20 protein-coding genes are annotated in these 21,029 nt (G+C 62.0%); 12 read left to right on the forward strand and 8 right to left on the reverse strand.

Annotated features, from left to right (window positions below; all coding sequences use genetic code 11):
- Positions 1–40: 40 nt before the first annotated feature.
- A complete protein-coding gene (argH, locus tag AC07Y2_RS08820; protein ID WP_011336517.1) occupies positions 41–1,435 on the reverse strand; it encodes an argininosuccinate lyase in 1,395 nt (464 codons plus the stop codon).
- 473 nt (positions 1,436–1,908) lie between these two features.
- Here argH and AC07Y2_RS08825 point away from each other — a divergent pair, with 473 nt between their 5' ends.
- From AC07Y2_RS08825 to AC07Y2_RS08855, 7 genes are all read left to right on the forward strand, one after another.
- A complete protein-coding gene (locus tag AC07Y2_RS08825; protein WP_039765284.1) occupies positions 1,909–2,655 on the forward strand; it encodes a LytR/AlgR family response regulator transcription factor in 747 nt (248 codons plus the stop codon).
- A 138-nt stretch (positions 2,656–2,793) separates the two neighbouring features.
- Complete coding sequence (gene hemC, locus AC07Y2_RS08830; RefSeq protein ID WP_103385884.1) at positions 2,794–3,735, forward strand: hydroxymethylbilane synthase; 942 nt, start codon at positions 2,794–2,796, stop codon at positions 3,733–3,735.
- Entirely contained in the window at positions 3,732–4,499 is a 768-nt protein-coding gene (locus AC07Y2_RS08835; RefSeq protein ID WP_103385885.1) for a uroporphyrinogen-III synthase, read from the forward strand. Before hemC ends, AC07Y2_RS08835 begins: the two co-directional genes overlap by 4 nt.
- A gap of 16 nt (positions 4,500–4,515) precedes the next feature.
- A complete protein-coding gene (locus AC07Y2_RS08840) occupies positions 4,516–5,658 on the forward strand; it encodes a uroporphyrinogen-III C-methyltransferase (RefSeq protein ID WP_103385886.1) in 1,143 nt (380 codons plus the stop codon).
- Positions 5,655–6,893, forward strand: coding sequence for a heme biosynthesis protein HemY (locus tag AC07Y2_RS08845; protein WP_085667355.1), 1,239 nt, complete (start codon positions 5,655–5,657; stop codon positions 6,891–6,893). The genes AC07Y2_RS08840 and AC07Y2_RS08845 overlap by 4 nt, the downstream gene beginning before the upstream one ends.
- A 221-nt stretch (positions 6,894–7,114) precedes the next feature.
- Positions 7,115–7,666: a disulfide bond formation protein B gene (locus tag AC07Y2_RS08850; RefSeq protein WP_039765294.1), complete on the forward strand. Its 552-nt coding sequence runs from the start codon at positions 7,115–7,117 to the stop codon at positions 7,664–7,666.
- Between the two features lie 185 nt (positions 7,667–7,851).
- Entirely contained in the window at positions 7,852–8,310 is a 459-nt protein-coding gene (locus AC07Y2_RS08855; protein ID WP_007951863.1) for an Rsd/AlgQ family anti-sigma factor, read from the forward strand.
- 60 nt (positions 8,311–8,370) lie between these two features.
- Here AC07Y2_RS08855 and AC07Y2_RS08860 read toward each other — a convergent pair whose 3' ends face one another.
- Positions 8,371–9,036 carry an FKBP-type peptidyl-prolyl cis-trans isomerase gene (locus AC07Y2_RS08860; protein ID WP_039765295.1) on the reverse strand — a complete coding sequence of 222 codons (666 nt, stop codon included), beginning with the start codon at positions 9,034–9,036 and terminating at the stop codon, positions 8,371–8,373.
- A 192-nt stretch (positions 9,037–9,228) separates the two neighbouring features.
- On the opposite strand from AC07Y2_RS08860, the gene AC07Y2_RS08865 reads away from it, so the two are divergent.
- Positions 9,229–10,437 carry an AlgP family protein gene (locus AC07Y2_RS08865; RefSeq protein WP_103385887.1) on the forward strand — a complete coding sequence of 403 codons (1,209 nt, stop codon included), beginning with the start codon at positions 9,229–9,231 and terminating at the stop codon, positions 10,435–10,437.
- On the opposite strand, the gene AC07Y2_RS08870 is transcribed toward AC07Y2_RS08865, so the two are convergent.
- Positions 10,434–10,895: a TIGR02444 family protein gene (locus AC07Y2_RS08870; protein ID WP_085667357.1), complete on the reverse strand. Its 462-nt coding sequence runs from the start codon at positions 10,893–10,895 to the stop codon at positions 10,434–10,436. The genes AC07Y2_RS08865 and AC07Y2_RS08870 overlap by 4 nt on opposite strands.
- A 50-nt stretch (positions 10,896–10,945) precedes the next feature.
- Here AC07Y2_RS08870 and AC07Y2_RS08875 point away from each other — a divergent pair, with 50 nt between their 5' ends.
- From AC07Y2_RS08875 to AC07Y2_RS08885, 3 genes are all read left to right on the forward strand, one after another.
- Positions 10,946–12,856, forward strand: coding sequence for an ATP-binding cassette domain-containing protein (locus AC07Y2_RS08875; protein ID WP_085612048.1), 1,911 nt, complete (start codon positions 10,946–10,948; stop codon positions 12,854–12,856).
- A complete protein-coding gene (locus AC07Y2_RS08880) occupies positions 12,856–13,437 on the forward strand; it encodes a mechanosensitive ion channel family protein (protein WP_011336505.1) in 582 nt (193 codons plus the stop codon). The genes AC07Y2_RS08875 and AC07Y2_RS08880 overlap by 1 nt, the downstream gene beginning before the upstream one ends.
- 114 nt (positions 13,438–13,551) lie before the next feature.
- Positions 13,552–14,184, forward strand: a complete 633-nt coding sequence (locus tag AC07Y2_RS08885; RefSeq protein ID WP_064600316.1) for a LysE family transporter — start codon at positions 13,552–13,554, stop codon at positions 14,182–14,184.
- Positions 14,185–14,245: 61 nt separating this feature from the next.
- On the opposite strand, the gene AC07Y2_RS08890 is transcribed toward AC07Y2_RS08885, so the two are convergent.
- From AC07Y2_RS08890 to AC07Y2_RS08910, 5 genes are all read right to left on the reverse strand, one after another.
- Complete coding sequence (locus tag AC07Y2_RS08890) at positions 14,246–14,989, reverse strand: hypothetical protein (protein ID WP_064600314.1); 744 nt, start codon at positions 14,987–14,989, stop codon at positions 14,246–14,248.
- 3 nt (positions 14,990–14,992) lie between these two features.
- Positions 14,993–15,580: a penicillin-binding protein activator LpoB gene (gene lpoB / locus AC07Y2_RS08895; protein ID WP_007951848.1), complete on the reverse strand. Its 588-nt coding sequence runs from the start codon at positions 15,578–15,580 to the stop codon at positions 14,993–14,995.
- A 36-nt stretch (positions 15,581–15,616) separates the two neighbouring features.
- Positions 15,617–15,991 carry a YcfL family putative periplasmic lipoprotein gene (locus AC07Y2_RS08900; RefSeq protein ID WP_011336502.1) on the reverse strand — a complete coding sequence of 125 codons (375 nt, stop codon included), beginning with the start codon at positions 15,989–15,991 and terminating at the stop codon, positions 15,617–15,619.
- 15 nt (positions 15,992–16,006) lie between these two features.
- Positions 16,007–17,401 (reverse strand): COG3014 family protein, encoded by a 1,395-nt coding sequence (locus AC07Y2_RS08905; RefSeq protein WP_103385888.1) that lies wholly within the window; start codon positions 17,399–17,401, stop codon positions 16,007–16,009.
- Positions 17,402–17,604: 203 nt separating this feature from the next.
- On the reverse strand, positions 17,605–18,978 hold the full coding sequence (locus tag AC07Y2_RS08910; protein WP_103385889.1) for a COG3014 family protein: 1,374 nt from the start codon (positions 18,976–18,978) through the stop codon (positions 17,605–17,607).
- Between the two features lie 151 nt (positions 18,979–19,129).
- Between AC07Y2_RS08910 and AC07Y2_RS08915 the strand changes: the two genes are divergently transcribed.
- Positions 19,130–21,025, forward strand: a complete 1,896-nt coding sequence (locus AC07Y2_RS08915) for an FTR1 family protein (RefSeq protein ID WP_103385890.1) — start codon at positions 19,130–19,132, stop codon at positions 21,023–21,025.
- Positions 21,026–21,029 lie beyond the last annotated feature (4 nt).

Here is a 21,029-nt window from a genome sequence, read left to right on the forward strand (position 1 = left end):
CAGAATGTGGGAGCCAGCCTGCTGGCGATGCTTTTGGCTTTTAGCGGCTGGCGATCAACGCCTGACCGCGAACCACGGCAGCCTTGACCTGCGCCGGCGCAGTGCCGCCGATGTGGTCACGGGCATTTACCGAGCCTTCGAGGGTCAGCACGGCAAACACGTCCTGCTCGATCTGGTCGCTGAACTGGCGCAGTTCTTCCAGGCTCATTTCCGCCAGATCCTTGCCGGTGTCGACGCCGTACTTCACGGCGTGGCCGACGATTTCGTGGCAGTCACGGAACGGCAGGCCACGGCGCACCAGGTAGTCGGCCAGATCGGTAGCGGTGGAGAAACCGCGCAGCGCCGCTTCGCGCATGATCGCGTGTTTCGGTTTGATCGCCGGGATCATGTCGGCAAAGGCACGCAGCGAGTCGCGCAGGGTGTCGGCGGCGTCGAACAGCGGTTCCTTGTCTTCCTGGTTGTCCTTGTTGTAGGCCAGCGGCTGGCCTTTCATCAGGGTCAGCAGGCCCATCAGGGCGCCGAACACCCGACCGGTCTTGCCACGTACCAGCTCCGGAACATCCGGGTTTTTCTTCTGCGGCATGATCGAGCTGCCGGTGCAGAAACGGTCCGGCAGATCAATGAACTGGAATTGCGCGCTGGTCCACAGCACCAGCTCTTCGGAGAAGCGCGACAGGTGCATCATCGCGATGCTCGCGGCCGAGCAGAATTCGATGGCGAAGTCACGGTCGGACACGTTGTCCAGCGAGTTGCCGCCGACGGCGTCGAAGCCCAGCAGTTGCGCGGTGTATTCGCGGTCGATCGGGTAAGTGGTGCCGGCCAGTGCGGCGCTGCCCAGCGGCATGCGGTTGGTGCGCTTGCGGCAGTCGACCAGACGCTCGTAGTCGCGGCTGAGCATTTCGAACCAGGCCAGCATGTGGTGCCCGAAGGTCACCGGCTGAGCGGTCTGCAGGTGGGTGAAGCCCGGCATGATGCTGGCGGCTTCACGCTCGGCCTGCTCCAGCAGGCCTTTTTGCAGGCGGGTGATTTCGCTCAGGATCAGGTCGATCTCGTCACGCAGCCACAGGCGTATGTCGGTGGCGACCTGGTCGTTACGGCTGCGGCCGGTGTGCAGCTTCTTGCCGGTGACGCCGATGCGGTCGGTCAGGCGTGCTTCGATGTTCATATGCACGTCTTCGAGGTCGACGCGCCAGTCGAACTGGCCGGCCTCGATTTCGCCCTGGATGGTCTTCAGGCCATCGATGATGCTGTCGCGCTCGGCATCCGTCAGCACGCCGACCTTGGCCAGCATGGTGGCGTGGGCGATCGAGCCCATGATGTCGTGGCGATACAGGCGCTGGTCGAAAGTGACGGAGGCGGTGAAGCGGGCGACGAAGGCGTCGACGGGTTCACTGAAGCGGCCGCCCCAGGACTGATTGGTCTTGTCAGTGCTCATGAATTCGCTCGTATCGGCTTGAAGAAAGAAGGCGTGAAACGCTGGCGCGGATAATAACAGGGTTGCCAATCCTGTCGCTGACACTGGTCGATACGTTTTTTTCTCATTCGCTCCGCCATAGTTGTCGGCGTCCCCGGGGGATTTGCGCAAGGATATTTTCCGATTGAGCAATATCGGCCCGACGAGCGTCTACAGTAGGACATAGGGGTCGGGTGACCACGGATCGGGCAAAGATCCGGCCACCGACTATAAGAAGAGAGAGGGGTGGGTGTATTGGCCATTGGCATACCCTGCGTAAAACGCAGTCGGCGACGGGCGTCGGGCGGTACGTCGCGGGTGTCGGCAAATATTGCCGGCCGACGTACGGCACTTTTTGGCGCTCGCGCTAGTCTTAGCGTGGATCGCGGTGACGGACGTCACTCCACTTGTCTACGCTATCCTTGTGCGAGACTCACGCAGGAATCCAGCGCAATATGAATGTCCTGATCGTTGATGACGAACCACTGGCCCGCGAGCGACTCAGCCGAATGGTGAGCGAGCTCGAGGGCTACACAATCCTGGAGCCCAGCGCCACCAATGGCGAAGAGGCGTTGGCACTGATCGACAGCCACAAGCCGGATATCGTACTGCTCGATATCCGCATGCCGGGCCTCGATGGCCTGCAGGTGGCTGCCCGTCTGTGCGAACGCGAAACCCCGCCAGCCGTGGTGTTTTGCGCAGGTCCCGATGAATTTGCCGTGGAAGCCCTGCAGGCCAGCGCCGTGGGCTATGTGGTGAAACCCGTGCGAACCGAACATCTGCATGACGCCCTGAAACGGGCTGAACGTCCCAACCGGGCCCAACTCTCGGCCCTGACCCGTCCTGCCGCCGAAAGCGGTAACGGCCCGCGCAGCCACATCAGCGCCCGGACCCGCAAAGGCATCGAACTGATCCCGCTGGATCAGGTGGTGTACTTCATTGCCGACCACAAATACGTGACCTTGCGCCACGAAGCTGGCGAAGTCCTTCTGGATGAGCCGCTCAAGGCGCTGGAAGACGAATTTGGCGAGCGCTTCGTGCGGATCCACCGCAACGCACTGGTCGCCCGCGACCGCATCGAGCGATTGCAACGCACACCGCTGGGCCACTTCCAGTTGTTCCTCAAGGGCCTCAACGGTGACGCGCTGATTGTCAGCCGTCGACATGTGGCGGGCGTGCGCAAAATGATGCAGGGGCTTTAGTCCGCAGGCTTCGGGCGGTTCTTCGTTCATTTCACCAGGCATTGCAGGCCAGGGAGGCCACGCCGTATCTGATTCAGGTCAAAGTGGATTTGGCTGAGCTGTTATTATCCGCCGTATCTATTCAGTACGGATTGATCCATGTCCTCTCGCGAAATCCGCATCGCCACCCGCAAAAGTGCTCTGGCCCTCTGGCAGGCCGAATACGTCAAAGCCCGTCTTGAAGCATCCCACCCGGGCCTGCTGGTGACGCTGGTGCCCATGGTCAGTCGCGGCGACAAGCTGCTCGATTCGCCCCTGTCGAAAATCGGTGGCAAGGGCCTGTTCGTCAAGGAACTGGAAACCGCGCTGCTGGAAAACGAAGCCGACATCGCCGTGCATTCGATGAAAGACGTGCCGATGGATTTCCCCGAAGGCCTCGGTCTGTTCTGCATCTGCGAGCGCGAAGATCCCCGTGACGCGTTTGTCTCCAACACTTATTCCAGCCTCGATGCATTACCCGCCGGCAGCATCGTCGGCACTTCCAGCCTGCGGCGTCAGGCGCAGTTGCTGACACGCCGTCCGGATCTCGAGATCCGTTTCCTGCGTGGCAACGTCAACACCCGTCTGGCCAAGCTCGACGCCGGCGAGTATGACGCGATCATCCTCGCGGCAGCGGGCCTGATCCGCCTCGGTTTCGAAGATCGCATCACCTCGGCCATCAGCGTCGATGACAGCCTGCCGGCCGGTGGCCAGGGCGCCGTCGGTATCGAATGTCGCAGCGCCGACACCAAAATCCATGCCTTGCTCGCGCCCCTGCATCACGCCGACACCGCCGACCGTGTCACCGCCGAGCGTGCTCTCAACAAACATCTGAATGGCGGCTGCCAGGTGCCGATCGCTTGCTACGCCGTGCTCGAAGGCGATCAGTTGTGGCTGCGCGGTCTGGTGGGCGAACCGAGCGGCGGCAAGCTGCTCAGCGCACAAGCACGGGCACCGCGCGCGGCAGCCGAGACGCTGGGCGTACAGGTTGCCGAAGACCTGCTCGGCCAAGGCGCCGACGATATTCTCAAGGCGGTCTACGGCGAGGCAGGTCACGAGTGACCGCCTGGCGCCTGCTGCTGACGCGCCCGGTGGAGGACTGTTCGGCGCTCGCCACCGTGCTGGCAGAACAAGGGATTTTCAGCAGCTGTCTGCCGCTTTTGGAAATCGCGCCACTGCCGGTCTCTGACACAATGCGCCGCACGATCACGCAACTGCCGCGTTACAGCGCAGTGATCGTGGTCAGCAAACCGGCGGCGCGGATCGCGGTGGATCTGCTCGGCGCTCTGGGTCTGGCGACTCCCACAATGCCGTGGTTCAGCGTAGGCGCGGCGACCGCAGCCATCCTTCGGGATCGGGGGCTGGATGTGAGCATCCCGGACGCGGGCGACGACAGCGAGGCCTTGCTGCAATTGCCGCGTCTGCTTGAGGCGGTGGCCGCGCCCGGTTCGCAGGTGTTGATCCTGCGCGGGGAGGGCGGACGCGAGCTGCTGGCCGAGCGCCTGCGCGCGCTTGGTGCTAGTGTCGAATACTTGGAGTTGTACCGTCGCGACCTGCCGGACTATCCGCCGCAGGAGCTGCCCCGCAGGATTGCAGCGGAACGCCTGAACGGGCTGGTGGTCAGCAGTGGACAGGGTTTCGAGCACCTGCGCCAACTGGCCGGCGACAGCTGGCCTGCACTTGCGCGGCTGCCGTTGTTTGTTCCAAGCCCAAGGGTTGCCGAGCAGGCCAGTGCCGCCGGGGCCCGAACAGTTGTGGATTGTCGCGGCGCCAGTGCCGCGGCCTTGCTGACGGCGTTACGGGAGCATCCCGTGCCCGTTCTCTAATGCAAAGGATGGATACGTGAGCGAAACAGCCTTGCCTAAAGATGACGTTCAACCTGTGATCGATGCACCGGTTGATGCACCGCCACCGGCCGCGGAACCGCGCCGAGGCAACGGATTGGCCATTCTCGCGCTGCTGCTCGGCGCTGCCGGTGTTGCGGTGGGTGGCTGGGGTGTCTGGCAGGTGCGACACCTGCAGACCAGCACTCAGAATCAGTTGAGTCAGGTTCAGGCGTTGAACGATCAGGCCCAGACCCTGAAGCTCAATGAGCAACGACTGACCGAGCGCCTCGGGCAATTGCCCGGCGCCGATGAACTTGCCGAACGCCAGCGTCTGGTGACCCAGCTTCAGGGCGATCAGCAACGCCTCAACCAGCGTCTGGAAACGGTCCTTGGCGCCAGCCGCAAGGACTGGCGTCTGGCCGAGGCCGAGCACTTGCTGCGTCTGGCCAGCCTGCGTCTTTCCGCCCTCCAGGACATCAGCAGCGCCCAGGCGCTGGTGCAGGGTGCCGACGAAATCCTGCGCGAACAGAATGATCCCGGCTCGTTCGCCGCCCGCGAGCAAGTGGCGAAAACCCTGGTGGCGCTGCGCAGTACCGAGCAGCCGGATCGCACCGGGCTGTTCCTGCGCCTGGGCGCCTTGCGCGATCAGGTCGTCGGCCTCACCGAGCTGGCGCCGGAATACAAGGATCGCGGTGATTCGCTGCTGGGCCTGACCTCCGATGGCGACGGCGCCAGTCGCTGGGCGCAGTGGTGGGATCAGATCTCGCGCTACATCCGCATCGATTTCAACGCCGATAAAAACGTCCGGCCGCTGCTCGCCGGCCAGAGCCTGAGCCAGGTGCGTCTGGCCCTGAGCCTTGCGCTCGAACAGGCGCAATGGGCCGCGCTCAACGGTCAGGCACCGGTGTACACCCAGGCCCTGGCCGAAGCGCGTGACGTGCTCACGGGCAACTTCAACCCGGACAACCCGCAGAGCAAAATCATGCTCGAGCAGGTCGCGGAATTGAGCAAGCAACCGGTTACCGTCAACACGCCGGATCTCGCTGGAACCTTAAGTGCGGTGCAGGCCTATCTGGAGCGCCGCAACGTCAACGCCGAAGACTCGGTGAAACCCTTCGCCAAACCGGCCGCCAGTACTGCGCAGGAGGCGACACCATGAAGCGCCTGTATGTGATCGTGTTTCTTGTGATCGCGGCAACGGCGGCGCTGGGCCTGGCGATTGCCGAGCATTCCGGTTACGTGCTGGTCGCCTACAAAAGCTTTCGTTATGAATCGAGCCTGTGGGCGACCCTGGCGGTGGTGGCGGTGCTGTGGCTGCTGGTCTGGGGCATCAAGGCGCTTGTTGAGCTGGTGCTGACCTCCGGCGGCGTGGTCAATCCATGGTCGCGTCGTAACCGCAGCCGCCGCGTGCAGGTAGCAATCGAGCATGGTCAGCTCGACCTGGCCGAAGGCCGCTGGGCCAGCGCCCAGCGTCACCTGTACCGGGCCGCTGAAGCCGAGCGTCAACCGTTGCTGTATTACCTGGGGGCTGCTCGAGCCGCCAACGAACAAGGCAACTACGAGGAAAGCGATCGCCTGCTGGAGCGCGCCCTCGAGCGTCAGCCGCAGGCCGAGCTGGCGATCGCCCTCAGCCATGCGCAGTTGCAGACCGATCGTGGCGATACCGATGGGGCGCTAGTCACCTTGCAGGCGATGCACGAACGCCATCCGCACAATGTCCAGACCTTGCGCCAGTTGCAGCGCCTGCATCAGCAGCGCGGTGACTGGTCGTCCGTGATTCGGCTGTTGCCGGAGCTGCGCAAGGACAAAGTCCTGCCACCGTCCGAACTGACCGAACTCGAACGTCGCGCCTGGGGGGAAAACCTGTCCCTCGCGGCCCAGCGTGAAGAGGACGGCGCAGTCGGTTTACAGTCGCTCAACCGCGCATGGCAGCAACTGACTTCTGCCCAGCGCCAGGAGCCGGCGCTGGTGCTGGCCTACGCCGAGCAGCTGCGTCAGCTGGGCGCTCAGGTCGAAGCGGAAGAAGTGCTGCGCACGGCGCTCAAGCGCAAGTACGACAGTCATCTGGCCCGCCTTTACGGTCTGGTGCGCGGTAATGATCCGACACGTCAGTTGCAGACGGCTGAAGGCTGGCTCAAGGATCATCCGGGCGATGCCAGCCTGCTGCTGACGCTGGGACGCCTGTGCCTGCAAGCCAGTCTGTGGGGCAAGGCGCGGGACTACCTGGAAAGCAGTCTGCGAGTGCAGCGCAATCCGGAAGCGTGCGCCGAGTTGGCGCGGCTGCTGGCCCGGCTCGGTGACACCGAGCGCAGCAATCTGCTGTTCCAGGAAGGGCTGGGTATGCTGGATGAGCGCCTGCTGGCTGCACCATTGCCGGTAGCCGTTCGAGCATGATCAGAAAGGGGGAGCGTTGCTCCTCCATTTCTTTCCCGGCGACTGAATTGTTACCGGTAAATCCCCTCCCGAGCAAAATCCTACAGTGGGCTACACCGAATCCTTCGGTGCCTGTCGGGATTTCCCTACACTTCTGATGAAGTGTCGCCAGTGACCTGCCTTGAAAGCCCGAGGCGCTTTCCTCTACCGTAACTGCCTGTCTTTATTGTTACGGATAAGCCATGTCGTTGGCCTGCTCACGCTCCCTGTTTTTTATGGCTTTCACTGCGGGGATTCTGGCCCTGGGAGCTTCTTATTACCTCGAATACGCGGTCGGTCTGGTGCCCTGCAGCCTATGTCTGGTCCAGCGTCTGTTCATGTGTGTGCTCACCATGTTTTGTGGTGTGGCGGCGGTCCATGGGCCGCAGCGTGTCGGTCTGTCGCTGTACTGGATGATGGCGTTGCTGACCAGTCTTGGCGGGATGACGGCGGCCTGGCGACAAGTGCTGTTGCAAAGTGATTCCCTGCAAAGGCTGGCGCATTGCGGGCCAGGGCCGGAGGAAATGTTCAGCAGCCTGCCGTGGTTATGCGCACTGATGCGTATGTTCAACGACACTGCCGATTGCACGGAGTTGTCCTGGACACTATTCGATTTGAGCATTCCGGAGTGGAGCCTGCTGTTCTTCGTGGGGATGTCGATCCTTGCCGCTTACCAGTTGCTGCGACAGGTCTGGATGGCTTTACAGCGACCACTTAGCGGCCAACCGTCGCACCCGGCGCTGGTCAGGGATTAAACACTTGTATGAACTTTCTCTCCTGCGTACCTTGAAGCCATAGGCGTGCGGGCATAATCTGGCCCGCACGTGTCATTGGAATTGTGTTGCTCGATGACGCTCTGCCTGGCCGCCTCTCAAAGCAATATTCACAAGAAGAGGCGCGGGTGTAGGGCAGCATGACCCACAAGGGAAGAGAGATCACCATGCTCGAAAGTTGTCAGAATGCTCAGGAACGTTGGGGTGGAGTTCATCTGCTGATCGACCGCTGGCTGCAGGAGCGTGAGGAATTGATCGCTGCCTATGACAAGCTGGGCGCCAAACCTCAGGCGCTGTCCGAGGATCGAAAGCCTTTGCAGGAATTCTGCGGTGTGCTGGTCGATTACGTCTCGGCCGGGCACTTCGAGATCTACGAACAGCTGACGGGCGAGGCCAAGGCCTTCAACGACAAACGCGGCCTGGAGCTGGCCGAGACGATCTATCCGCGGATCGATGTCATCACCGAAAAACTGCTCGCGTTCAACGACCTTTGCGATGAAGGCAAATGCGTTGCGGAGAAATTCAAGGAGCTGGGCGGCCTGCTTCACGAGCGCTTCGAACTGGAAGACTGCCTGATCGAAGTGCTGCATACCGCACACAAGGAAGAGGATTCGGTTCAGGCCTGAACCGAACCTCGCAAGACACAGAAACGGTGCGCCCCAAACGCACCGTTTTTTATTGGGCGATCAACTGGTCGCGCCGCGCAATTCCACTTCGAACACCAGCGGTGTGAACGGCGCGATCAAGTCGCCTGCACCGTCGGCGCCATAAGCCTGATCCGATGGAATCACCAGACGCCACTTCGCGCCGACCGGCATGTTCTGCAGCGCGGTGCGCCAGCCGGCGATCACGCTGTCGAGATTGAACCACTGCGGCTGGCTGTTCTGATCGAACACGGTGCCGTCCGGCAGTCGGCCGATGTACAGCACCTGCACTTTTCCATCCGGGCCGGCCTTCGTGCCATTCCCCGGCGCAAGCTCGGTCAGCAGGATGCCGTCGGCCAGCTCCTTCACACCCGGTTTGGCTTTTTCGGCGGTGAGAAAACGTCGCTCGTTTTCCATCGCGGCTTCAGTCGAAGGCATCGCCGCCTGCTCGGCTGTCTGCGATTCGTGATCGGCGAGGATCTGCTCGATGCGTGCCTCGCTCAGTGCCAACGGCTTGCCTTGATAGGCCTGCTGCAGACCTTCGATCAACGCCTGGATCTGGAGCTGCGGTACTTCCTGACGCAGTCGTTCGCCGAGGCTGGCGCCGAGGCTGTAAGCCAGATCGTGGGCGTCATTCGCCGTCGTTTTTTCGTCGGCCTGAGCCACGGAAAAAATCATGCAGAGGGATAAAAAAAAGTAGCGCGACATGGGCACTCTCCATCCTGAATTGCGGTGGATTATGCCAGCGCGAACGTCTGCAACGGTGAACTGCTTTTGCCAATGCGCAGAAGTTTTTTGCAAGCCTGCAACCGAGTGCTTTCGATACTGTCAACATGCCCTAGCGGCGGTAGCAGCAGAGGTCTAGTATGAGCCGCACTCACGTCAGCCAGGAGGTAAACCATGTCGGCCACCAAGAAGCCTGTAAACACTCCGTTGCATTTACTCCAACAACTCTCGGGCAGCTTGCTCGAGCATCTGGAAAACGCTTGCTCCCAAGCCTTGGCTGATGCTGAAAAACTGCTCGCCAAACTGGAAAAGCAACGCGGCAAGGCGCAAGAAAAACTGCACAAGTCCCGCACCAAACTGCAGGACGCAGCAGCGGCCGGTAAAGCCAAGGCGCAGACCAAGGCCAAGGCTGCCGTGAAGGAGCTCGAAGACCTGCTCGATGCGCTGAAGGAACGTCAGTCCGACACCCGCAGCTACATTCTGCAACTCAAGCGCGATGCCCAGGAAAGCCTGAAACTGGCCCAGGGTGTCGGTCGTGTTCAAGAAGCCGTCGGCAAGGCGCTGTCCCTGCGTTCGGCTAAACCTGCAGCGGTACCTGCGAAAAAAGCAGCCGCCAAGCCTGCTGCAAAAGCACCGGCCAAGGCTCCTGCAAAAGCCTCGGCAAAAGCGCCAGTGAAAGCCGCTGCAAAACCAGCTGCGAAGAAACCCGCAGCCGCCAGCGCTGCCAAACCTGCGGCTAAAACCACAGCGGCCAAACCGGCTGCTGCCAAGCCGGCTGCTGCAAAACCAGTCGCCAAGCCTGCAGCGAAAACCGCTGCTGCGAAAGCGGCTCCAGCGAGAACTGCCGCTGCGAAACCTGCTGCCAAGCCAGCTGCCAAAGCAGCCGCCAAGCCGGCAGCAAAACCAGCCGTTAAAGCCGCCGCTAAACCAGCCGCCAAAACTGCTGCTGCCAAGCCTGCGGCGAAAACCGCTGCCAAACCGGTTGCTGCCAAACCTGCTGCCAAAGCGGCGGCGAAACCAGCGGCCAAGCCTGTGGCAAAAGCTGCGGCCAAACCCGCTGCAAAACCAGCGGCCAAACCGGCTGCTGCAGCGAAGCCTGCAACCACCGCAGCCAAGCCAGCGACCGCTGCTAAACCGGCCGCCAAGCCAGCCGCGAAACCCGCTGCAAAACCAGCAGTGAAAAAACCTGCCGCTGCCAAGCCGGCTGCCGCGAAACCCGCTGCAGCAAAACCGACCGCTGGTCCTGCTGCCAAACCTGCCGCACCGGCAACTCCGGCTGCGACCGCTGCACCTGCACCCGCCGCCACTACCTCGACCACCGCAACCACGCCATCGTCGGCGCCGGTGTCGAGCGTCGCCAGCAACCCGTCCAGCGCTTCCTAAGCGCCGGTCGCCGCGACGCGCAGCACTTGCAGCGCGTCGCGGTTCAGGTTGGCCGCAGGGCCGGCCAGCACTTCCAGCCAGTCACTCGATTCCTTTGAATGACGCTTCCAGCCTTGCGCGGCGCCTTCAAGTCGTGACAGCAGCGCACGCTCCGCCTCCAGTTCCAATCCCTTGATCTGCTCACGCATCCCCTTGAGCACCGGATCGGTGTCGGCCAGGGTTTTCCACTGCATGCGCAATGCGCGTAACGGCTGGACCACTTCCCGATCCCAAGGCTCTGTCATTTCCAGAAGCTGCCGGGCGCGTGCCTCGTCATAGGTCACATCGCGTTGTTCCAGCCATAAACCGCACAACATCAGGCACACGTTGGCCCCCGCCGATTGCAGGCGCAGGCAGGCATCCTCCACGCCGGGACGGGCGTAGACGGCAAGGGCAAAGCTCCACAGGTCAGAGGACATCGTGCTACTCGCGCCAGTTGCGGGGGAAGCTGGTAGACTCCGCCGCCATTATGATCCGACTTCAGAACCTGACTTTACAGCGTGGCCCGCAACGTCTGCTAGAAGACGCCGAGCTGACCCTGCACGCCGGCCACAAAGCCGGCCTCATCGGTGCCAACGGCGCCGGCAAATCCAGCCTGTTCGCCTTGCTCCGCGGTGAGTTGCACCCGGACTCGGGCGACTGCCTGCTGCCGGCCGACTGGCGTATCGCCCACATGCGCCAGGAGGTCGACACGCTCGAGCGTCTGGCGGTCGACTATGTACTCGACGGTGACCTGCGCCTGCGCGAAGTGCAGCGTGAGCTCGCAGCGGCCGAAGAGGCCCACGACGGCACTGCGCTGGCCCGCCTGCACGCCGAGCTCGACAGCGCCGACGGCTACACCGCCGATGCGCGGGCGCGCAAGTTGCTCGCCGGTCTTGGTTTCACCAACGAGCAGATGGATCGCCAGGTAGGAGATTTCTCCGGTGGCTGGCGGATGCGTCTGAACCTTGCGCAGGCTTTGATGTGCCCATCGGACCTGTTGCTGCTCGACGAGCCGACCAACCACTTGGACCTCGACGCCATCATCTGGCTCGAAGAGTGGCTGAAAAGTTACCCCGGCACCTTGCTGCTGATCTCCCACGACCGCGATTTCCTCGATGAAGTCGTCGATCACGTGGCCCACGTCGATCAGCGCAAGCTGACGCTCTACCGTGGCGGCTACACCGCGTTCGAACGCGCCCGTGCCGAGCGTCTGGCCCAGCAGCAACAGGCCTACGAGAAGCAGCAGGCGCAGCGTGCGCACATGGAAAGCTACATCGCCCGGTTCAAGGCCCAAGCCACCAAGGCCCGTCAGGCCCAGAGCCGGATCAAGGCGCTGGAGCGCATGGAAGAGCTGTCGGCGGCCCACGTCGATTCGCCGTTCGATTTCGTGTTCCGCGAGTCGACCAAGATCTCCAGCCCGCTGATCGATCTGTCCGATGCGCGTCTGGGTTATGGCGAGAAAACCGTGCTGGAGAAGGTCAAGCTGCAACTGACCCCCGGCGCGCGGATCGGCTTGCTCGGCCCCAACGGCGCGGGCAAGTCGACCCTGATCAAGAACCTTGCCGGCGAACTCGAACCACTGGCCGGGCGCCTGACTCGCGGTGAGAACACTGTGGTTGGTTACTTCGCCCAGCATCAGCTCGACTCGCTGGATTCCAAGGCCAGCCCGTTGCTGCACTTGCAGCGTCTGGCGCCAACCGAACGCGAGCAGACCCTGCGCGATTTCCTTGGTGGTTTCGACTTCCGTGGCGCACGCATCGATGAGCCGGTGCTGAATTTCTCCGGTGGCGAAAAGGCCCGTCTGGCCCTGGCGTTGATCGCCTGGGAACGGCCGAACCTGTTGCTGCTCGACGAACCGACCAACCACCTCGATCTGGAAATGCGCCTGGCGCTGACCATGGCGTTGCAGGAATTCAGCGGCGCGGTGTTGGTGGTTTCCCACGATCGGCATCTGCTCAAGAGCACCACCGATAACTTCTTCCTGGTCGCGGACGGCAAGGTCGAAGAGTTCGATGGCGACCTTGAGGACTACGCCCGTTGGCTGGTCGAGTACCGTCAGCGCAACGCCCCGGTCAGCAACACACCGGTCAACCCGGACAAGACCGACAAGAAGGCCCAGCGTCAGGCCGCCGCTGCGTTGCGTCAGCAACTGGCGCCGCACAAGCGCGAAGCCGACAAGCTCGAAGCCGAGCTCGGCAAGCTGCACGAGAAACTGGCGAAGGTCGATGCCAGCCTCGGCGACAGCGACCTCTACGAGCCGGCGCGCAAGAACGAATTGCGTGACCTGCTGGCCGAACAGGCCAAGCTGAAAGTCCGCGAAGGCGAACTTGAAGAAGCGTGGATGCAAGCCCTGGAAACTCTGGAAAGCATGCAGGCGGAGCTGGAGGCGTTGTCCTGATGGAAGCCTTCAAACTTCCATTGCCGGCGATGTGGGTCGAGCCGATCTGGCTCGGCGTGCAGATTTTGCTGATCCTGCTGGCCGGCTACTTCGCCCAGCGCGTCGTCGCCCGATTCCTGACTCGCCTGGGCGAGAAGTATCCGTTCCCGCCGCAGTTGCTGATGCCGCTGCGCGGCGGTCTGCGCTGGCTGATCATGGGCAGTGCGCTGATCTTTGTGCTGGAGCGTCTCGGGGTGTCGGCCACGGTGCTGTGGACGGCGCTGTCGGGCTTCGTCGCGGTGGCGGCGGTGGCGTTCTTCGCCATGTGGAGCGTGTTGTCGAACCTGCTCTGCGCGATTCTGATCTTCACCGTGGGCCCGTTCCGTTTGGGCGACGTGGTCGAGTTGGTGGACACCACTGACAAGCCCGGCGTCAAAGGCCGGGTGGTGGCGATCAATCTGCTCTACACCACGCTGATCGAAGCCGAAGAGCTCGGCACCGGCAGCGCCATGGTGCAGGTGCCCAACAGCCTGTTCTTCCAGCGTTCGGTGCGCCGCTGGCGCGGCACTGATGTGTTCCCTTCCAGCGGTTTCGAAAAGTGATCGGACGCCGGCCACATTGGTCGGCGCCCGCAACATCCTGCAAAAAATCGGTAGTCATCCAGCCAATTCCGCATTAGCTTTGAGGATTGTCACGAGTCCGAGTCGAGGTGTGCGATGGAGCTTCAAACATGGCTGGCGTTTTTTGCCGCCTGCTGGGTGATCAGTCTTTCTCCGGGTGCCGGCGCCATTGCGTCGATGTCCAGCGGTCTGCAATACGGTTTCTGGCGCGGCTACTGGAACGCCCTGGGCCTGCAGATCGGCCTGGCTGTGCAGATTGCCATCGTCGGCGCCGGTGTCGGCGCGATCCTCACCGCTTCGGCCACTGCGTTTCACGCGATCAAATGGTTCGGTGTCGCGTATCTGGTTTATCTCGCGATCAAGCAGTGGCGCGCACTGCCGATGGACATGAGTGACGACGCGGCGGTCCGGCCGATCGGCAAGCCGCTGGCGCTGGTGTTCCGTGGTTTTCTGGTGAACATCAGCAACCCCAAGGCCCTGGTGTTCATGCTCGCGGTGCTGCCGCAGTTCATCAATCCGCATGCGCCGCTGCTGATCCAGTACGTGGTGATCGGCGTGACCATGATCGCGGTCGACCTGATCGTCATGGCCGGCTACACCGGTCTGGCGTCGAAGGTCTTGCGCCTGTTGCGTACACCGACCCAGCAGCGACGCATGAACCGCACGTTTGCCGGGCTGTTCATTGGCGCTGCGGCGTTCATGGCGACGTTGCGCAAAGCGGCCGCATAAAGCGTGCAGCCACAAAAAAAGGCGACCTGAGAAGGTCGCCTTTTTCGTTTCCGGCAGTCGGTCAGTGAAGAATCACTGGCGCCGTATCACGCGGCAGATTGTTGCGCTGCTGCGGTTCGCGCGGCTGCTCGTAACCGCCACCGCCGAGCTGCATGCTCAGCTGCCCGGCCACGTCTTCGCCCAGCGCCTTCGAGACGTCACGCACCACCCGCGGACGGTTGAGCGAGATCTTGATGTCGCGGTGGTTCACCAGTTTGGTGTCCTGCGCCTCACCCATCGCCGTGAAGGCCGAGGTGATCTCGAAGGTCTTGGTGTTGATCAGGCTGAAGTCGGCCACCAGCGTCAGGCCCAGCACGGCGGAGTAGCTGTCGGTGTTCGCCAGCTCGTTCACGTCCTGGGTGAAGTCGATGTCCGACACGGTGCCGAACAGCACGTAGTCGGCACCCTTGAAGTTGCCGGCCTTGATCCGCTTGATCACGTCGTAGACGTCACCCTTGGACGACGCCGTGTACGGCGTGCCCTGCACCAGCTGGAACATGCCGGTACGCAGGATTTCACCCTTGATGTCGCCGGTGAACTTGCGCAGCTCGGTCTGTTCGATGTAGCTGGTGGTGGCTTCGAGTTCGTTGTAGCTCGAAGAACCGCTGGAACTGTAGTAGCCCTCGCGGTAATTGTTCTGGGCCGAAACGATGTGGATGTATTGCTCCACACGCTCCTGATACGCCAGATCCGTCACCGCGACTTTCGGGGCCGCCTGCACGCTGAACGCGCAAGCCAGGGCCATCATGCCAATCCATGTGCGCATCGATTAACGCTCCGTGGTTTTGCGGATCTCTTTCTCGTCCATCCACTCGGCCAGACCGCTTTCAACGTCGATCAGTTGCAGGCTGAATTTGTAGAAGACGTCCTTGTAGTCGCTGCTGCGCTTGACGATCGAGCTGATCGAACCTTCAAGACGGTATTTGGCGGCGATCATGTTGCCGGTCTTGGCCACGGTGCTTTTCTTGTACAGGCCGCTCTGGTTTTGCAGCTTGAGCTGGTCGACCTGGCTCTGCATCGCGGTGTTGTCGCTGGCGAAACGGGCGGTGCCGGACTTCATCAGCTGGGTCTTGATGCTGGTGGTGATTTCGCGGGTGTCGATGTATTCGCTGGTCTTGTTCTTCACGTCGTAGACCTGCACCACAGGGCGACCCTGCAGAATGCCGGACTGGGCCAGGGAACGGGTCATCGACTCGGCGATCATCTGCAGGTCGGTCGAACCGAACTCGTTGGTCACGGTTTCAACGGCCTTGGTGTCGCCGTAGCTGATGTTCTTGCTGCCCAGGGTCGGCGAAGTGTTGGCGCAACCGCTGGCCAGCAGGGCGAGGACGGCGATGAAGGAAAAGCGTGCAAACATGGGAGTGCTCTCTGAATCGGGAATAGGGTGTCGGGCTTAAGGCGTCTTGAGTTCCAGACGGAAGTCCACGGCTTTTGGCGTCGGGGCGATGCCCTGGATGAAGCTGGTCTGGGCGCCGTACATCATCTGGCTCTTCCAGACTTCTTCTTCGGCGATCGGGAAACCTTCCGGCCCGAGCCAGGCGAAGCGGTAGTAGAACGTCTTGTTGCTGTTGAGGGTGTTGCTCAACTGCACGTTGACGGTCATGAAGCCGTTTTCGCGGGCCACGCGCATCGCGCCGACCACGATGTGTTTCTGCGGGCCCATGGCCACGACCTTGCTCGCGGCACTGCCCGGCTCCGGTGGTGGCGGGGTGGCGCAGCCGCTCGCCAGCAGGGCGAGGGCGGCGACGGCGATGAGTTTGAAGCGCATGCAAAGACTCCGTTCTTAAGGTTGTTTGAGGCTGGCCACGGCGGTGGCGCCAGCGCTCGGGGTGACGTGGGCGGCGAGGCCGGCAGCGAACACCTGATTGCCGACGGCGCGCAGGGTGATCACCTGATAACGCTGATCGACGGTGACCTTGACCTGAGAGCCACCGACGGCGCTCGGCAGAGTGACCAGGTGCTCACCTTTCTTCAAGCGCAGACGTACAACCTGAGTCATGTCCGGCAGGGTACGCCACGTACGGGTATCGGCACCTTCGAGCACAGCTGAAGAAATACCTACGGCCAGACCCGCCAGCGGGTTGGTTTCGTTGATCTTCTTCTGCGCTACACCTTTGGTGATCGCGCGCACGGTGGTGCGCAGGATGATCCCCGGCATGTCATCGCGCAGGGCACGGCGGGACATCGCGGTGGTGCTGTTCAGCGCGGTCAGGTCGACCTGTTGGCCATCGACACCGATCTGCGCGAACGTCGCGGTGGAGGTGTCGGGCTTGATGATCGGGAACGACAGCGGAGTAATCACTACGTTGTTGGAGATTGGCAGCGGCAACGGCACGCGGATCGAATCGCGGGCCGGCGCCAGACCGCTTTGCACCACGATCAGGATGTCGCTGTCATCGCTTTTGACCGGTTTGTCGAGGTTGACCAACGCCTGCTCCAGCAGCGGCGTGTTCGGGCGCAGTTCGGCAGCCTTGCGATAGCCCGGCGCAGCGAGGTCTTTTTCGCCCAGAGCTTCATAGACGAAACCGGCCAGGTAATGGCTGAACGCACTCTGGTAGCTGTTTTTCAGGCCGACCACTTCCGGCGCGTCAAGGCTGGCGACCGGGTAGCCCTGCAAGTCCTTGTACTCGGTCTTGATGCCTTCTTTCTCGGCTTCCTCTTCGCTCTTGAGGTATTCCTTGTCGCGCAGGTCGGCGATCACCGCTTCACGTTCGTGAGTCTTCTTGATCGCGGTGCGGGCGCCGTCGAAGTCGTTGACCGCCAGCAGGTTCAGGGCCATCTGCGTAGTCAGCATGACTTTTTCGTAGTCGTAGCCTTCGTAACGGCGCACCTTGTCGTTGACCAGGAAACTGCCGAACTGGGCCAGGTACTTGTCGGTGTCGAGCTTGACCGAATCTTCCCACTTGCCCACCACCTGGTCGGCGCTGGTCCAGGCATTCTGGCTGCCGGAAAGATCGCCCTTGGCGCGCAGCAGTTCACCCTTCTCGAAGTAATAGAGCAGGTCTTTGTCCGGGCCGGTGTTGTTTTTTTCCAGCAGGGTCAGGGCGGCCTCGACGTTGCCGGTGGCCAGTTGCTGGTTGGTCTGGGCCAGTTCGGAATCGTAGTTGCGAAACGCCGAACAGCCGGACAGCAGGGTGACAGCGCTGAGCGCGATCAGAGTGGGAGCGCGGAATGCCATGGGGTTACTTCTTCCATGAGTAGCGACAGCCTCGGGTGCGGGTCGGGCTGCTGGGACCGATCGACAGTGGCACTGGCCTCCTGCCAATTCCTCATAAAAAGAGGAGCTTTAATGCCTCAACGCGATAGCGCGGGCGCGGCATTATAAGCGGGCGATGCTGGCTATGTAATAGCTTTTTAATTGCACTGGTTAGCTGGGTGCCATTACTTATCCGGCAGTCTGGCATTGCCGATTACGTTGGCGATATCTCTCAAAACTCGCAGGTTGACCAACTGGTGATCGCGGTCGATGCGCAGGGTGACCGATGACGCTCCGGGTGCATTGGGCGCATTGAATTGATGATCGCCTTTCTTCAGCCGGATGCGTGCCACCAATGTCTTGTCGGGGAGCGTGCGCCAGGTTCGGGTATCGGCCTCCTCAAAGGGGTCGTGCTCGGTGACGACCAGCGAGGCCTTGGCCGGATTGCGTTCGTTTTCCTGGGCCTGGGAAATGGCGGCCATATTGGCGCGGAACATTGCCCGGGAAATGATCGCCGGCATGTCATCGCGCAGCGTACGAAACGCCATGTCGGTGACGCTGTTGATCACGGTCAGCGGGCGTTTGCGGCCATCCACCAGGATGTGGTCGAACGCTGGTGTGACGGTGTCCGGCACCAGGATGGGAAACGAGATCGGTGCGGTAATGACCAGACTTTCATTGAGCCGCACCGGGATCGGCACCGTTACCGAGCTGCGGGCCGGCGCCAGACCGCTCTGGACGACGATCAGAACATCGCTTTCATCATCCTTGGCCGGCGGCTGGTCGAGATTGCGCAACGCCTGTTCGAGGAAGGGGATATTCGGGCGCAACTCGATTGCCTGGCGATAACCCGGTGCGGCCAGATCCCGTTCACCCAGCGCTTCATAGGTGAACCCGGCCAGGTAATGGCTGAAAGCACTCTGGTAGCCGTTTTTCAGTTCGATAACCGCTGGCGCGTCCAGGGTGGTGACGGGATAGCCCTGCAGATCCTTGTATTGCACGACGATGCCTTGAGCTTTGGCCTGTTCCTCGAGCTCTTCATACTGGCGCTCCCGCTGGCGGGCGATCAGTGCTTCACGTTCGTGGGTCTTCTTGATGTCTGCCCGTGCGCCGTCGAAATCACTTTCGCCCAATTGGTTGAGGGCCATCTGTGTGGTCAGCATGACTTTTTCGTAGTCATAGCCTTCGTAGCGGCTGAGCTTGTCGTTGACCAGCAGGGTGCCCATTTCATAGGCAAACCGGTTGAGCAGCTTCATGGGCGCGGAAGGTACGGCCTCTTCGCGTTGAAACACCATCCGGTCGGCGCTGCGCCAGGCTTTCTGGCTCTGGGGGCGTGCGTTGGCGAAGCTGAGGATCGAGCCCTTTTCGAAGTAATACAGCAGATCCTTTTCTTCCCAGGGGTTGTTCCATTCCAGCAGGTCCAGGGCACCCTGATAGTCGCCGAGCATCAGCCGGTCGTTGGTTTGCTGCATTTCCAGGTCGTAATTGCGGTAAGCCGCGCAGCCGCTCAGTTGCAGGATCGTGCTGATTAATACCGGGAGTAGCAGGCATTGGCGCATGGAGTGCAGCTCTTCCTGGAGCAGAGAGGCGAAAGGTGAAGGATTATAGGGGTGGGCAGTGGCCATGTGCCGGGTATTGGAGAGAAAGCTTGAGGGAATCGCGCTCGAAGTGAACAATATGTAACTTCGCATTTCCATTTGAGACTCATTCATGACTGCCGCGTCCCGATTTCTGGCCTGGCTGGTGTTCCCGCTGTGCGCCCTGAGCAGCTTCAATCTGCTGGCCGACACCGTGGAAGGCGCGCCGCAAGCGTTGCACCTGCTTGATTACATCAGCGCCGATTACCCGCCGACGGTAGCGGCAGGCAAGGTCATCGACGATGGCGAATACCGCGAGCAACTGGAATTCACCCAGGTGCTGCAAGGGCTGATCGCCGACCTGCCGGACAAACCGGAGAAAGCGGCGCTGGAACAGGGCGTCAGCGCCTTGCACGCCGCGATCACGGCGAAACAGGACGGTGCGGACGTGGCCCGTCAGGCCCGGCAACTGGGGGCGAAACTGGCGGTGGCTTATGAAGTCAGCCAGGCCCCGATCATCACGCCTGATCCGACCCGTGGTGCGCCGCTCTACGCGCAAAACTGCTCGGTGTGTCACGGCGACACCGGTGCCGGCGATGGCCCGGCGGGTCTCGGCATGACGCCGGCGCCGGCCAATCTGCGCGACGCTGCGCGGATGGATCACCTGAGCCTGTACGCGATCTACAGCACTCTCGGCCAGGGCGTCGAAGGCACTGACATGCCAGCCTTTGCCGATCAACTGGACGACCGTCAGCGCTGGGATCTGGCGACCTATATCGCGCAGTTCAGCGCCGATCCGGCCACGGCCAAATCCGACAAGACCTACAACATCGCCGATCTGGCCCGCCAGACCCCGGCTGAAGTGCAGGCTGCCGAGGGCGCTGAAGCCGCCGCGATCTTCCGTGCGCAACGGGCGCAGCCGCCGCAGGTCAAGCGCGGCCCGGCGCAGTTGCTCGACTACACCGCCGCGACCCTGGACAAGAGCCTGGCGGCCTACCGTGCCGGTGAACACGATCAGGCTTACGACCTGTCGGTGGCGGCGTATCTGGAAGGCTTCGAACTGGTCGAAAGCTCGCTGGACAACGTCGACGCCAACGTGCGCAAGGACACCGAAAAGTCCCTGATGGCCTATCGGCAATCGCTGCAGGACAGCTTGCCGGTGGAGCAGGCCGAACAGCGTCTCGATGCGGCCAAGGCCAAACTCAAGGAGTCTGCCGGCCTGTTGGGCAGCGATGGATTGAGCTGGTCGCTGAGCTACATCTCCGGTCTGCTGATTCTGCTGCGCGAAGGTCTGGAAGCGATTCTGGTGCTGGCGGCGATCCTCGCGTTCTTGCGCAACACCGGCCAGCAATCGGCGGTGCGCAGCGTCAACGTCGGCTGGGGTCTGGCATTGCTGGCCGGTCTCGGGACCTGGGCGCTGGCGGCGTACGTGATCGATGTCAGCGGCTCCCAGCGTGAACTGCTCGAAGGTGCCACGGCGCTGTTTGCCAGCGTCATGGTGTTGTGGCTCGGGGTGTGGATGCACGACCGTCGGCACGCGGCAGCCTGGCAGGACTACATCAAGCAGAGTCTGGTTGGCGGAGGCGGGCGTTTCGGTTTCGCGATCCTGGCGTTCTTCTCGGTATACCGCGAACTGTTCGAAGTGATCCTGTTCTACGAAACCCTGTGGCTGCAGGCCGGTCCCGCCGGGCATAACGCGGTACTTGCTGGTGGTGCGACGGCGCTGGTGCTGCTGTTCGGTCTGGCGTGGGTGATCCTGCGCGGTTCGGCGAAACTGCCGCTGGCGCTGTTCTTCAGCATCAACGCGACGCTGCTCTGCGCGCTGTCGGTGGTGTTTGCCGGTCATGGTGTGAAGGCGTTGCAGGAAGCCGGGATCTTCGGCACCCGGCCGGTGGCGTTCTTCGATTTCGACTGGCTGGGCATTCATGCCGATGCCTACTCGCTGACGGCGCAGGCCGTGGCGATTGCGGCGATCATCGTGCTGTATGGCCGCAGTTGGTTGGCTGAAAAGCGCCGAGTGGCGGCTTGAGATG

The sequence above is a fragment of the Pseudomonas sp. GW456-12-1-14-TSB6 genome (assembly GCF_059424205.1).